The following is a 13195-nucleotide window of genomic DNA, read 5'->3' on the forward strand; positions in this document are numbered from 1 at the left end:
TAGCCGCAAGACGGCGAATGCCCTCTCGCGGATGAGAGGGCATCGGTAACGAACGCCGGGAGCTCGGGCTAGCGCGCCGTGCGGAGGGTTCCCCACATCGTCGCCAGCGACGTGCCCGGCGACACGGCGGCGGGCTTTGCCACGCCTTGCTTCATCAGCGTGTTGACTTCCGCTTCGCTGAGCGCCTTCGCGTAGATGACGAAGTCGTCCATCAGCCCCGTGAACGCGCGAGCGCCATCGACCGTCATACCGACCCGCGCGCCCTGTCCCCAGTCCTGCTGCATCGGGCGCGGCTTCGCCGCGTCGAGCTGTTGCTCGCCGACCTTCACGCCATTGACGTAGAGGGCTCCGATTGCGTCCTTGGACGAGTAGACACCGGCGAAGTGGATCCAGGCGCCGGTTTGCGCGCCGGTCGCGGACTTGACCTCGAAGATCGTGGCGTTATCTCGGACGAGCCAGCGCCAGGAGTTGTCGCTGCGGTACTCCGGATGGAAGATGAAGGTCCCGTCTGTCGCGCGGGCGTTGAAGATCTCGTGCTGGTCGCCCGTGTTCTCGACGTTGATCCACGCCGCGATGGTGATGGCGTCCTTGGGGATCTTCGCCGCAGGGATCGCGGGCCCGTTCAGATCGAGGAACCCCTTGCTGGCGAACTTGCCGGCTTTGCCGAACTTGCCGCCGGCGACCGATGTGACATCGCCCTTGACGGTCGCGTCGATGCCGTTGCCCGACATGTCGAGCACCTGGGCGTTCGCAATGGACTCGAAGTCGTAGTGAACCGCGAGCTGGGCGTGAACGCCGACGGTGACGCCGAAGGTCAGCGCGACGGCAGCGGTGAGATGCCATGTGATTCGACGCATTCCAGGCTCCTTTCCGGGTGCCGTGTGGACACGTCCAAGACGCAGGACGTATCGTCGCCCCGTCAGGTTAACATCGTTCAGCGAGGATGTCGAATCGGAACAGCCTCAGACTGCCGATGCCGCCATTCGTGACGGCGGGTGCGCTGAACCTCCCGGCGCTTGGCTCTCGAACGCCGCGCTTAGGTTATCCCACATCATCGCCTTCGCAGCCCGGACACACCGACGATCTGGCGAGGGATTAACGCGATGGACAACGAACAGAACGCCCCTGCGCTGACTCGTCAGGTCGGCGTCGGCGGCGCGGTGATGCTCGGGCTCGGCTCGATCATCGGGACGGGCGTGTTCGTCAGCATCGGCATCGCGGCGGGGATCGCGGGTCCGTCGGTGATTCCCGCCGTCATGCTCGCGGCGGTGGTCGCCCTCTGCAACGGGCTCAACAGCGCCCAGCTCGCCGCGAACCATCCGACCAGCGGCGGAACCTACGAATACGGCTACCGCTACCTCAACGGATGGTTCGGCTTCGCTGCCGGGTGGCTCTTCCTGCTCGCCAAGAGCGCGTCGGCGGCGACGGCGGCGCTCGGGTTCTCCGGGTACTTTCTCAACCTCGTCAACGGCGGCGAACGCACCTATCTCGTTGGGGTCGCCCTGTTCGCCGTGGCGGCGCTGACCATCGTCGTTCTGGCAGGGATGCGCCGCTCGAACGCGGTGAACATCGCGATCGTCTCGATCTCGCTGACGTCCCTCGCGTTCTTCGTCGTCGCAGGGCTCCCGCTGCTGATCGGCAGCGGCGGGCGGCATCTGACGCCCTTCATCGCGTCGGAACGTCCTGCCGTCTCGCTGTTCCACGCGACGGCGCTGATGTTCGTCGCCTACACGGGCTACGGGCGGATCGCGACGCTCGGCGAGGAGGTGCGAGAGCCCCGTCGCACGATCCCCAGAGCGATCCTTGCGACGATGCTCGTGACAATGGCGCTCTACGGAGCCGTGGCGATAGTCGGCGTCGGATCGGTCGGAGCAGATGTCCTGGCGGGGGCGACGAGCGCCGAATCTGCCGCTCCGTTGGAGGTCGTCGCGCGGCGATTCGGCGTGCCCGGGGCGCCGCTCGTGCTGGCGGTCGGCGCAGTCGCGGCGATGCTCGGGGTTCTGTTGAACCTGATCCTCGGCTTGTCGCGCATTCTGCTTGCGATGGGCAGGCGACGCGACATGCCAACCGCCGTCGCGCGGATCGACGCGAAGGGAACGACGCCCTACGTCGCCGTCGCCGCCATCGGCGTCATCATCGCTCTGCTCGTACTGATCGGCGATGTAAGGACGACCTGGTCGTTTTCTGCCTTCACGGTGCTGGTCTACTACGCCATTACGAATCTCGCGGCGCTTCGAATCCCGCGTGAGCAGAGACTCTATCCGATGTGGATCGCCGTCGTCGGCCTGATCGGGTGCTTGTTCCTTGCGTTCTGGGTGGAACGCGCGGTCTGGCTGGTCGGGCTGGGACTCATCGCGCTGGGCATAGCCTGGCACGCGGCGGCGCAGCGCCTGATCCGCCGGTAGTTATGCGACCGACCTCCTCGAAGCGCCGCGCATCGGTCATTCTATTGCTGAGCGAAGCCGCGCCGTAAGCCCGCCGCTCGGAGCCGTCGAGTCCGCGTTGACGCGCACGGCTCCCGTCCGTCGGGTCGGACTTCGTTACAGTCCATGCACTCGCCTTCGAGGGTCCTAGCCATGGGTGCGCCAACCAGAATCCATGCGGACATCGCCCGCTGGCAGGCTGTCCGCGCGATCTTACGGAGCCCGCTCTTTCCTGTGGTGTTCCAGACGCTGGTGTTGGCAGGCGCCGTCGGGTTCGCCGTCAACGGCTTCGGCGTCGGCAGCGGCATGACGGCTCAGGACCTGCTGACGCTCCGTAAGACAAACCTGACGACGCTCGTCGTGTGGGGCTTGTGGTGGCCCAGCATGATCGCCGTCGCCCTCGCCTTCGGGCGTGTCTGGTGCACGGTCTGCCCGCTGGAGTTGGTGAACCGCGTCGGAGACTCACTGGCGCGGAGGATCGGCTGGCGGAGAGCGCCGCTGGGCAGGTTCCTGCGCAACGGCTGGATGGTGGTCGGGGCGTACCTCGTGCTGCAGCTCCTCGTCGCGGGAGCCGCCATGCACCGAGTGCCGCATCTGACGGGGTGGCTGCTGGTCACGCTCGGCGGCGTGGCGTTCCTGACCGGCATCGTCCTCCGTGAACCTCGGTCGTTCTGCAAGTCGTTCTGCCCGGCGTCGGCGCTGCTGTCCGTCTACGGTCGGTACACGCCGCTGCAGTTGGATGTCCGCGATCCGCAGACGTGCCAGTCCTGCAAGACGAAGGACTGCATCCGCGAGGGGAACCGCCACCGGTTCGACAAGCGAAGCTGCCCGTCTTTGCTGGCTCCCTATCGTCTCGAGTTCTCCGCCAACTGCGTGCTCTGCTTCCAGTGCGTCAAAGTGTGCCCACAGGAGAACATGGGCTTTGGGATCGTACGGCGGAACGCCCTGGACCAGCGCGAGACGATGCTGCGACCGTTCGAAGCGGCGTTCGTCATGTTCGCGCTCGGATTCGTCGCACACGAGGTCATCGGCGAGGTGAAGTGGCTCGACGGCTATTTCCATGCGGTTCCCGCGTGGCTGAACCGCATCGCGCCCTCGGTGCCGTTCGGATGGTTCGAGGCGCTATGGTTCCTCGTCGTCTTTCCGATCCTCGTGTGGACGCTGGTCGCGGCGGCGAGCTACGCGATGCGGTATCGCGGCAGCCTGCGGGCTCTGCTGCTGGCATCCGCGACGGGGGCTGCCCCGGTCGTCGCCGCCGCGCACCTGGCGAAGGCGGTCGCGAAGGTCGCGGCTTGGGGCGGCTTCCTGCCCACGGCGCTGCGCGACCCACGCGGCGTCGAGTCGTTACAGCGAATCGCGGATGGGACGCTCGCCTCGCCCGCGAAGCTGCTGGATATCCCCGTCATCGGAGCGGCGATGCTGATACTGACCGGCATCATGGCTTGGCGGTCATGGCATGTCTCGCGTCGCCTCGAGCCCGAGTCCGCCCCAGCGGTGCAGATTGGTCTGGTGGGCAGCGCGGCGGTGTTCAGCGCCGTCCTCGCCGTATGGGTCATATCTCCTGCTTAGCAGGGCTGGACGGCGTCTACCGCTGTCCGTCGAGGAACACGCGGTAGATGTCCTCGAACAGCCGCACGTCCGTCAACGTGTCCTCGGCGGATGATCGGAACGGCTTCGGCGACCGCACGTTGGCGACGAAATGCTCCGCCTCGCGCCGGTACGACCACGTCCAGCGCGGCTGCGGAACCGGATGTTCGAAGGTCTGCTCCTTCCCGGCGCGATAGATCTCCACGTCGGCGGGCGTGTTCTTGAGGAGGAGCGGCGGAGCCCACGTGTGCACCCAGCCGTGCTGGAAGTAGACCTGCGTGTGCTCGTCCCATCGGTAGTGCGAGATGCCGCCTGACTCCAGAACCGCGCGCGTCCCCGCCATGTCGAACACGACGATCCCCGTGTAACCGTCGTCGTTCAGATCCACCGACTTGACCCGCACGTCGTCCCCTGCGTCGAGAACCCATCGCAGCAGGTTGATATTGTGGGTGTACTGCTGCAGGTAGCCGAGGTACTTGCCTGCCCATTCCTTCGGGAGCCAGTCGGGCGTCTTGGCGGGAGCGCCGGGCTTCGCCTCGTCAGTCGTCTCCATGGGCGTGTCGAGGTTGGCGATCCAGTCGCCGCAGAAGCCGTGGTTCCGCGCGAAGGTGATCGCGCCGAGCTCGCCGGACTGCCGGAACGCCGCGACGCGTTCGTGGACGATCTCGTTGCCCGCGTCATAGCGCTTCATGTAGCCGACCATCAACTTCCTGCCCGACGCCCGGCACGCTTCGACGATGGCTTCCCCTTGCTCCACGGACACCGCCATCGGCTTCTCCATGAAGACGTGCTTCCCAGCACCGAGCAAGTCCTTGGCGATCTCGCCCTGCAGCGCAAAGTCGGCGGAAACGGCAACTGCCTCGATTTCCGGATCGGCGCCGAGCTCGTGATGATCCCGATAGAGCTTCGGAATGCCGTAGCGTGCCTGCACCTTCCTGCCCAGAGCCGACCGCACCTCCGCGAGAGCGACGATCCGGCAGTCGGAGACGCCCGCGAAGTTGGGAATGTGCACCTTCTGCGCCATGAAGCCGCAGCCGACGTAGCCGATGCGGACAGGTTCCATGTAAGTCCCTAGCGTTCCGATGGGCGCCGCCTAGAGGTCGCCGGGAATACGGAGGAGCCCTCCGCCCAAGCGGATCACGGCTCCAAGGCACTTCCGTCGGAGTCCCAGAGGACTGAGCCACCACTTCTCGAAGAGCACCTTGCCCCAATGCCACGCCTTGCCGATCCGGCGGAGATGCACCTGCGGCGATGGCTCCGCGAAGAAGTTGCCGTACGCGAATCCCGCGAGGTCTTCGCCAGCCTCCAACATACAATAGCCATCGCCGCAGAACACGGCTGCAGACGATCCCCCGCGCACCTGCTCGGCGATTCGCGACGCGACGATCTTCGCCTGGGCGTGGGCGAACACGCCCGCCTTCGGGAGCGCCAGCGGAACGTCCGGGTTCCAGCGCCCCGGCAGGGCGAGCGCCGTCACGTCGCCGATGGCGTAGATGTTCTCGACGGATGTCTGCAGCGTCTGCGGATCGACGGGAACCCAGCCGGCATCGTTCGTCAGACCCGACTCGCGGAGCAGTCGCGGCGAGCGGTGTGGCGGGATCGTGACGAGCAGGTCGTACGGAACCGGCTCCTTCCCGTCGAAGTGGAGCTGACGCGCCTGCGCATCCACCGACTTGAGGACGTGGCGCGGGTGGAACGCGATGCCGCGCGATTCGAGCATGGAAACGACGGCGCTCCCGAGCTCGGGTCCCGCAACCGCCATCGGCTGCGGCTCCGGCGTGAACAACACAACCGTTGTGCTGTCGCCCAGGCGGCGCTTCCGAAGATAGTCGGCGATGAGCATCGCGCCTTCGTGCGGCGCGCCCGGGCACTTGTACGGCAGGCCGCCGACGACCAGCACGACGCGTCCGCCGGTGAACGCCGCGAGCGCCTCGCGCAGTCGGATCGCGCCGTCGAGACTGTAGAACGTGTGCGCGGCTTCCGCCAAGCCCGGAACGGCGTCCTGCGCGAGCTCGGCTCCGAGCGCGACGATCAGGTAATCGTACTCCTGGCTTCCGGCGTCGTGTTCGACCCGGCGGCTCCCAGTGTCGATCCGCTGAACCGAGGCGTGGACGAGCTCGACGCCCGGGCTGACGAGATCGCGCACAGGGCGGACGATCTGTCGCGGCTCGCGGCCGCCCACCATCACCCACAGAAACGATGCGGCGAAGGCGTGCTCCGCGTTCCGCTCGATCAGGACGATGCGATGCTCCCGCGGCAACTCACGGCGGAGCTCGTTCGCGGCGACGATGCCTCCGATACCTCCGCCGAGTATCACGATCGTTCGAGAAGCCATTCCGTGGACTCCTTGTTAGGCTAGCCCAGCGTCTTGCGTGCGCTGAGAACGACAAACGCGCCGATGCCGCGGCCCTCCGTCACCTCGTCTCGTTCGCGCTCGGCGGATGATTCGTCGAACGCGGTCTGTCGCCACTCGTAGTCGGCGAATCCCGCCGATGCCACGAGGCGCGCGACATCGTCCGACGAGTAGAACCGCGCTTGCCGGTAGAACCGGTGGGATTGGCGGCGCAACTCTTGGAGCCGGCCCAGGGGCGTGTCTCGATCGATAAACGCGACGACCAGATGCCCGCCAGGTCGAAGCGTCCGACGGACTTCCAAGAACAGCGCTTCGGGGTCTGCGACGAAGCAGACCACGGTGATCAGCGCCGCGTAGTCGAACACGCCGTCAGCGAACGGCAACCGCTCGCCCACCGCGCGGCAAACGACGATGCCCCGCCGGCTGGCGATGTCCACCATGCCCCTCGCCGGCTCCACTCCGTAGCGGATGCCCAACCGCGCCGCGAAGCGACCGGTTCCGACGCCGATTTCCAAGCCATCGCCTCCTTCCGGGACGACGGAGTGGAGCGCCCGGACCTCGGCCTCGTAGGTGTCCAGGTTCTCGTCGAACCAGCGGTCGTACTCGTCCGCATAGAGGTCAAAGGCAGAAGCGTCTCTCACGAGCATGCCACGTGGTGTGCGGCCGGCTGTTCCGCACAGGTTCGCATGGGTTACCGACACGATGCCACTCGGAGCCTAAGAACACGGACGAATGAGAACTCACCGGCTCGTCTCGCTGCCTCGTCGCTTGCCGTATCGCCACGTGCGGAAGTCGTTGACGAAGGCGATGGTCTCGCCAACCATCCTCTCAAAGACTTTCTTGCCTTGCTCCGCCGACGCGGCTGCGGGGGAACTGCCCAGTATGCCGGTGTCCGTGGCGTCTCCGAAGGCGTATGCCAGGAACACACGGTCTGGAACCGGCGATTCCGGATCGAACGAATAGAACGCCGACCCGAGCTCCAGCGTGTTCGTGCGCACATCCCCCTTCGCCACGAGGTCCGGGCGCAGATGGGCAAGCAGCGAGGTCTCCACAGCGCAGGCGTGATAGGCATCCGCCATCGCCTGCCATTCTGACATCATCGTGAGCCAGAGACCCTCTGCATCCCGAAACCGAGTCCTCAGTTCGCGAAGGGCGATCTCCGCCGGGCAGCGATTGCCACCGTGCGCGTTCAGCACCAGGATCCGACGGAAGCCCAGGTCGACTATCGGGCTGAGAACACTCATCAGCAGATGGATGTAGACGTCCCACGCCGCCGTGAGCGTGCCGGCAAACCCGACATGGTGAGGTGAGTAGCCCAGCCAGAGTGTTGGCAGACGCAGCACCTGCCCGGGCTCCAGCTTCTCGACGCGCTCCGCCAGAGCCTCGACGATGACCGTGTCCGTCAGTAGCGGTAGGTGAGGTCCATGCTGCTCCATCGCGCCCAGCGGCAACAGCACAACGAGATCCCGGTCGACTTCCCCTATCTGCGGTGAGGTGAGTTCACCGAAGATCATGCCGCAGACCCCTAGCCTGATGCTCCTTCAGCATGCACCGATCCATGACGACGCGGAGCCCGGCGTCGAGCGCCCGCTGGGCAGCGGCTTCGTGGACGACCCCCTCCTGCATCCAGACTGCCTTGGCTCCGATGCGGATGGCGCTCTCGACGATATCTGGCACCTCCTCGGAACGGCGGAAGACGTCCACGACATCGATTGGCTCTGGGACGGACTCAAGATCGGGGTGGCTCCTCTCACCAAGAACCGCATCGGTCATCGGATTGACTGGAACGACGCGGTAGCCGTGCTCTTGAAGGTACTTGGCGACGCGGTGGCTGGGACGTTCCGGGTTCGGAGACAGCCCGACGACGGCGATGGTTCGAAAGCGCTGCAGTATCTCCGCGATCTCGCGCGGGTCATTCATGCGTGTTCTCCGATCGAGTGGGGCGTGGGTGTCGTATAGCGTTCCACCGGATGCCCCGCCATCGCCCAGTCAGGCAGCCCGTCGAGCAGGCGGCGCGCCCGGAATCCGCGCGACGTGAGCGCCTCGACCGCCGCAGGAGACAGGACGCAGTAGGGTCCTCGGCAGTAGGCGACGATCTCCACGTCTCGGGGCAGTCCTTCGGCGCGGGATTCGAGCTCGTCCAGCGGAACCGACAGCGCGCCGGGGATGTGTCCTTGGGCGTACTCCACCATTGGACGCACGTCGACGACGAGAACCTGCCCAGCGCTGATCCAGTCGGCGAGCTGAGAGCTCGTGATCGGCTCCAGCACGTCCCGCGCGTGGAAGTAGTCGTGAAGCGTCTGGCGCACTTCCGCCAGGCGCGTTGCTCCGAGGGATTGCAGCGACCTCCAGAACTCGCACACGGCGCGGTCGGCGAGGGCGTAGTGGACGTAGAGTCCGCGCTTCTCGCTCTCTACCAGCCGCGCGCGCTTGAGCACCTGCAGATGCTGCGAAGTCGTCGCGACGGATGCGCCGATGGTTCGAGCGAGCTCTTCGACCGTGCGGGACCCCTGACAGAGCAGGTCGAGCAGCTCCAGCCGGCGCGGGTGCGACACTGCCTTGGCAATCCGCGAGTACTGCTCCATGAGCGACTGCTTGACGTGTTTGGCGGCGCGCATGGGTTCCTGCCTCCCATGATCTACTATTCTAATGATCTGTTGAATAATAGATCGACGACGGCTCGCGCGTCAAGCCGTCGATCACGGGCGCCTACTTCAGGACGTTCAGGAATCCGTCATCTGTGAAGACGACGATCTCCGCCATGCCGTCGTCGTCCACGTCGGCGATCAGGGGCGTGTCGGGGTTCCCACCCAGCGATACGCGCCAGAGCACGTGTCCCGGAGCGGCGTCATCGAACGCGATCAACTCGCGCGACGCAAGCGGATAGAGGAACTCGTCCCTCCCATCCGAGTCGATGTCGCCGCTGGTGACGTGTCCGCCGCTGCCGTTCACGCCGCCGACCTCCCACCGGAGCGCGCCCGTCTTGCCGTCGTAGCAGACGAACCGCCCGTCCAGATGCCCGAACCCGATCTCCGGCAGCCCGTCGCCATCCACGTCGCCGATGCCCTGAAGCCCCCGTGCGCCCTTCGAGTTATCCAGCGGAACCTCCCACTTCACCTCGCACGTCGGCGACATGATCGTCACGCCCCCGATGGCGAACGATTCCGATGCGAGCAGAAACTCCGCCTCGCCGTCCCCATCGTAGTCGGCGGGAATCGGCGTGAAGTAGCTCTGCCACCGATGGAACACCTCGTGCCAGATGTTCACCGTCTTGCGGAGCGGTTCGCCGGTTCGTCCGTCGAGGACGTAGTACATGTAGGCGTAGCTGCCGTAGACCTCCTCGAACCCGTCGCCGTCCGCGTCGAACGTGATCGCGCGGTTCGGATAGGGCCAGACCTGACCCTTTTCATCCTTCCAGGACTTCTTGTGCCAGCGGATCGCGCCCGTCCTGCCGTCGAGGCAGAGCATCTCCGGCTGGGTCGTCGGCTGGATCGTCACGAGGACGTCGGGACCCACCGGGCGGAACCGACCGACGCGGAAAGTCTCCGCGAGCCGGGGCCCCAGCCAGTCGAGCTCGGTGCGCCAGTAGACGGAGCCGTCCGCTCGCAGCGCCATGATCGTCGTGTGAGGCTCGTCGCCTCCGTCGGAGCAGATGATCTCTTTCGCGCCGTCGCCGTCCAGATCGACGGCGGGCACGGCGGCGTGCGGCGTCTTCCAGGTCACCCAGACGGGCTGCGCGGAGCCCTGAACACGCCATCGCATCGTCGGTTCCTCACCTGGCTCGGACGGCGGGTCCAGCAGGGCGATGTACCCGGCGGCGTCCTCGACGATGATCTCGTTGCGTCCGTCGCCGTCCACGTCCGCGACGGTCGGCGTCATGCGGAAGCTCCCCGCGCGGAAGTGCGAGACGAGCTCGGCGGAGGCGTTGGACAAGACGATATCTCCGGACTCCGCGCTCACCTCGACGAGCACCTGATCCGCATCGCCGGCGCGGCGGACAGCTAGCGCGCGCGGAGCCATCTCCGACGGACTCTCGACGGCGAACCGGACACGGTAGCCGTCCGAGCCGGGCCCCACCGCCAGCAGACGCTTCCCCACCGACGCGAAGAACTCCTGCGCGCCGTCGCCATCGACATCGCCCGTCAGGATCGTCGAGTGGTGCACCGGTCCCCGTGTGCTGGCGCTGTTCACGTTGCGGGGGAACGTGTAGCCCCGCATGCAGAACCGGCCGGGCTCGGCGCTGCTCCATCGCGGCAGGAACGAGGTTCCATCGAACGCCGCAACGTGCAGCGGGCTCTTGCGGTCGACCGTGGCATCGTACGCCTCGGAGACGAAGAACTCGCAGCGACCGTCTCCGTCCAGGTCGGTTACCGCCCACAGGTAGCGGTCGACGATCTCCGCCTTCACGTCGCCTGTGATGACGTCGAACACGACGACGCGCCAGCGTTTGTCGCCCCGGAAGTCGCGGATGTTCACGGCGAGCTCGATCCGCCCGTCGCCGTCGAGGTCGCGCACCGTGTTCGGCAGCGTGTTCAGGAAGAAGTCCGTCGGAACCGCGACATCCGCCTCATTGGCGAGGTACTTGTGCGACCAGGCGAGCGACGCCCCATTCGGCGAGTTGCGGATGAACTCCAGATGCGGCGGCGCATCCGCCTGGATGACGAAGTCCGGCAGCCCGTCGCCGTCCACGTCGAGCACATCGAGCTGGCCATAGTTCCTGCCGACGTTCCAGCGCACGTCGTCGCGAACCGCCCCAGTCGCCGCGTCGTAGACGGCGAGGTGGTACTGCGTCATCATGACGATCTCATTCATGCCGTCCAGATCGGTGTCGGCGAGGCAGACGACGGGCGCGTACATATCCGGCACGCGCTCCGTCTGCCAGACGACGCGCGGACGGTCGATCCCCTCATCGTAGGCAATCAGCCGCCCGTAGTTCTCGGCGGCTCCGATGGCAAACGCGTTGTCGAACTCGACCCGCTGGAGCCCGGCGACGTCCAACAGGAGCTTGGCGATCTTGACGGACGACTCGCCGCCAGGAGCCATCATTCCGCCCCGCCCGTCCACGTCGAGCGTCTCCTGGCGGAGTCCCCACGCCAGAGCGTTATCGTGGCGGTATGCCTCCCCAAACGACTCCTCCGGCATCCCCATGGAACCAGACTCGTTGCCAGCCGCGACGATCAGATGGTTCGTCCACAATCCCAGGTAGTGGCTCCACTGGACCTGGGGAGCGCTCCGCATGGTTCCCTTGAGGTCCGTCTTGCCCGTCATCTGCTCATCGTGGCGCTCCATTTGCCACTCGCCCGACGGTCGCTCGCTCATGGGAATCGCCTTCGTTGGGGGTATCGAGACTACGTCGGCGCTCAAGCCGTGGTGCGTGATAATGAAGAACGCGGAGACGATGCACAGCGCAGTTCGTGGTCGCATGGCATGACCCCTCTCGTCCAGACGCAAGCCTAGCACCCGCGCGGTACGCCGTGAAGCAGCCGACGGCTGCAGCTTGCAGGGGTCCGTGGTTCATGCGATGCTCAGCCCGTTCCAGTATTCACGGATTCGAGGGCTGAAGGGTCCACATGACATTGAGGATCGTCCAGGTCGGCGTGGGAGGGTTCGGCAGAGCCTGGAGACGCGGCATCGAAGAGCTATCCGACGCTCACGTCGTCGCGATCGTCGATCCCCGACGCGACGCGCTCGAAGAGGGTGCTCGCCACTTCGACCTTCCGGCATCGCGTTGCCTCCGTCCCGAGGACCCGTGGGAAGAGATCGACGCCGATCTCGTCATCGACGCCTCACCCCATCTCTACCATCTCGACAATGCCCGGCGCGCCTATCCGAATGGGAAGAGCCACCTCGTCGTCAAGCCGATGGCGGACACGTGGGAGGCAGGCGTCGAGATGGTCGAGCTCGCCGAGAAGCACGGCGTGCGGCTCGTTGTCGGGCAACAGCTCCGCTACCATCCGCTCATCGAGAGGCTCCGCACGGCGGTTGACGAGGGAGCCGTCGGAGCGCCAACGCAGCTCCTCATCGACTTCGTCGAGCCCATGGAGGGCTACACGCACCGAGCCTGGCGGCAGCCCCATCCTCTGCTGGTCGAGAGCGCGATCCACCAGGTCGATTTTGTTCGTTACGTGCTGAACGCGGACGCCGAATCGGTCATCTGCGATACCTGGACGCCGAACTACCTGCCACAGCACATGGCGCTCTCCGCCGTCGCCCTCTACCGCATGACCGACGGAACCCGCGTGTGCTACCGAGGTATCGCCTCCAACGATGCCTCGCTACGCGCGGGATGGCTCGGACGCTGGATGCTGGAGGGCGACCAGGGCATCGTCCGAGTCATCAAGGACACCATCTCGATCAACGGCGATGACATCGCGCTGACCTGGGACGACGGCAGACCCGCCAGCGACCTCGGCCTGCCGCGTCTGAACGCCCGCATCGTCTACGAGACGGCGCGCTACATCCGCGAGGGCGTGGAGCCCGGCGTCAGCGGACGCAACAATCTGAACAGCCTCCACATGTCGATGGGCGCTGTTCAGTCAGCGGAACAGGGCACGCGCGTCGATCTCTACCGCCGTACCTGACAACCTAACCCCACAAAGCTGCCCCAGCACCCACTTTCTGAGTCTTCTTCCGGCTCCCGCAGATCGATGCAAAAAAACCGCAGAAATCGCTCAAGTTCCTCGCACCGCGTGCCGATACATGGGAATGACAGGCTAGACATAGCCAGATGCGAGTCCAGGGCAGGACATATTCGCAATCATCTGCAAGGCTTCTTACATAAGTCTTACGTTCTCGACATCTCGACCACCCCCACTGCCCATTCGTCATCTCG

11 protein-coding genes are annotated in these 13195 nt (G+C 65.8%); 3 read left to right on the forward strand and 8 right to left on the reverse strand.

The genetic code is table 11. The annotated features are described in order from the left end of the window. Positions 1-68: 68 nt before the first annotated feature. The gene (locus FJZ36_09135) at positions 69-857 is read right to left on the reverse strand and encodes a LamG domain-containing protein (protein ID MBM3215063.1); all 789 of its coding nucleotides are present in this window, start codon (positions 855-857) and stop codon (positions 69-71) included. Between the two features lie 246 nt (positions 858-1103). Between FJZ36_09135 and FJZ36_09140 the strand changes: the two genes are divergently transcribed. Beyond that, positions 1104-2405: an amino acid permease gene (locus FJZ36_09140; protein ID MBM3215064.1), complete on the forward strand. Its 1302-nt coding sequence runs from the start codon at positions 1104-1106 to the stop codon at positions 2403-2405. A 171-nt stretch (positions 2406-2576) separates the two neighbouring features. Then, complete coding sequence (locus tag FJZ36_09145; GenBank protein MBM3215065.1) at positions 2577-3992, forward strand: hypothetical protein; 1416 nt, start codon at positions 2577-2579, stop codon at positions 3990-3992. A gap of 16 nt (positions 3993-4008) precedes the next feature. On the opposite strand, the gene FJZ36_09150 is transcribed toward FJZ36_09145, so the two are convergent. The 7 genes from FJZ36_09150 to FJZ36_09180 form a co-directional block, all read right to left on the reverse strand. Continuing rightward, positions 4009-5073 (reverse strand): Gfo/Idh/MocA family oxidoreductase, encoded by a 1065-nt coding sequence (locus FJZ36_09150; protein MBM3215066.1) that lies wholly within the window; start codon positions 5071-5073, stop codon positions 4009-4011. A 30-nt stretch (positions 5074-5103) separates the two neighbouring features. Then, a complete protein-coding gene (locus tag FJZ36_09155; protein ID MBM3215067.1) occupies positions 5104-6345 on the reverse strand; it encodes an NAD(P)/FAD-dependent oxidoreductase in 1242 nt (413 codons plus the stop codon). 20 nt (positions 6346-6365) lie between these two features. Next, positions 6366-7010, reverse strand: coding sequence for a class I SAM-dependent methyltransferase (locus tag FJZ36_09160; GenBank protein MBM3215068.1), 645 nt, complete (start codon positions 7008-7010; stop codon positions 6366-6368). 93 nt (positions 7011-7103) lie between these two features. Next, the gene (locus FJZ36_09165; protein MBM3215069.1) at positions 7104-7877 is read right to left on the reverse strand and encodes a creatininase family protein; all 774 of its coding nucleotides are present in this window, start codon (positions 7875-7877) and stop codon (positions 7104-7106) included. Further along, positions 7864-8283: a CoA-binding protein gene (locus tag FJZ36_09170; GenBank protein ID MBM3215070.1), complete on the reverse strand. Its 420-nt coding sequence runs from the start codon at positions 8281-8283 to the stop codon at positions 7864-7866. Before FJZ36_09170 ends, FJZ36_09165 begins: the two co-directional genes overlap by 14 nt. Beyond that, a complete protein-coding gene (locus FJZ36_09175; protein ID MBM3215071.1) occupies positions 8280-8981 on the reverse strand; it encodes a metalloregulator ArsR/SmtB family transcription factor in 702 nt (233 codons plus the stop codon). Before FJZ36_09175 ends, FJZ36_09170 begins: the two co-directional genes overlap by 4 nt. 91 nt (positions 8982-9072) lie before the next feature. After that, entirely contained in the window at positions 9073-11787 is a 2715-nt protein-coding gene (locus tag FJZ36_09180; protein ID MBM3215072.1) for a hypothetical protein, read from the reverse strand. Between the two features lie 146 nt (positions 11788-11933). Here FJZ36_09180 and FJZ36_09185 point away from each other — a divergent pair, with 146 nt between their 5' ends. Further along, the gene (locus tag FJZ36_09185; protein ID MBM3215073.1) at positions 11934-12944 is read left to right on the forward strand and encodes a Gfo/Idh/MocA family oxidoreductase; all 1011 of its coding nucleotides are present in this window, start codon (positions 11934-11936) and stop codon (positions 12942-12944) included. The last annotated feature ends 251 nt before the right edge of the window (positions 12945-13195 follow it).

The organism is Candidatus Poribacteria bacterium (genome assembly GCA_016866785.1).
Taxonomy (GTDB): Bacteria; Poribacteria; WGA-4E.

Excerpts from the sequence above, each read along its gene's own strand:
- FJZ36_09135 (MBM3215063.1), bottom strand. The coding sequence starts at position 857 with ATGCGTCGAATCACATGGCATCTCACCGCTGCCGTCGCGCTGACCTTC.
- FJZ36_09140 (MBM3215064.1), top strand. The coding sequence starts at position 1,104 with ATGGACAACGAACAGAACGCCCCTGCGCTGACTCGTCAGGTCGGCGTC.
- FJZ36_09145 (MBM3215065.1), top strand. The coding sequence starts at position 2,577 with ATGGGTGCGCCAACCAGAATCCATGCGGACATCGCCCGCTGGCAGGCT.
- FJZ36_09150 (MBM3215066.1), bottom strand. The coding sequence starts at position 5,073 with ATGGAACCTGTCCGCATCGGCTACGTCGGCTGCGGCTTCATGGCGCAG.
- FJZ36_09155 (MBM3215067.1), bottom strand. The coding sequence starts at position 6,345 with ATGGCTTCTCGAACGATCGTGATACTCGGCGGAGGTATCGGAGGCATC.
- FJZ36_09160 (MBM3215068.1), bottom strand. The coding sequence starts at position 7,010 with ATGCTCGTGAGAGACGCTTCTGCCTTTGACCTCTATGCGGACGAGTAC.
- FJZ36_09165 (MBM3215069.1), bottom strand. The coding sequence starts at position 7,877 with ATGATCTTCGGTGAACTCACCTCACCGCAGATAGGGGAAGTCGACCGG.
- FJZ36_09170 (MBM3215070.1), bottom strand. The coding sequence starts at position 8,283 with ATGAATGACCCGCGCGAGATCGCGGAGATACTGCAGCGCTTTCGAACC.
- FJZ36_09175 (MBM3215071.1), bottom strand. The coding sequence starts at position 8,981 with ATGCGCGCCGCCAAACACGTCAAGCAGTCGCTCATGGAGCAGTACTCG.
- FJZ36_09180 (MBM3215072.1), bottom strand. The coding sequence starts at position 11,787 with ATGCGACCACGAACTGCGCTGTGCATCGTCTCCGCGTTCTTCATTATC.
- FJZ36_09185 (MBM3215073.1), top strand. The coding sequence starts at position 11,934 with ATGACATTGAGGATCGTCCAGGTCGGCGTGGGAGGGTTCGGCAGAGCC.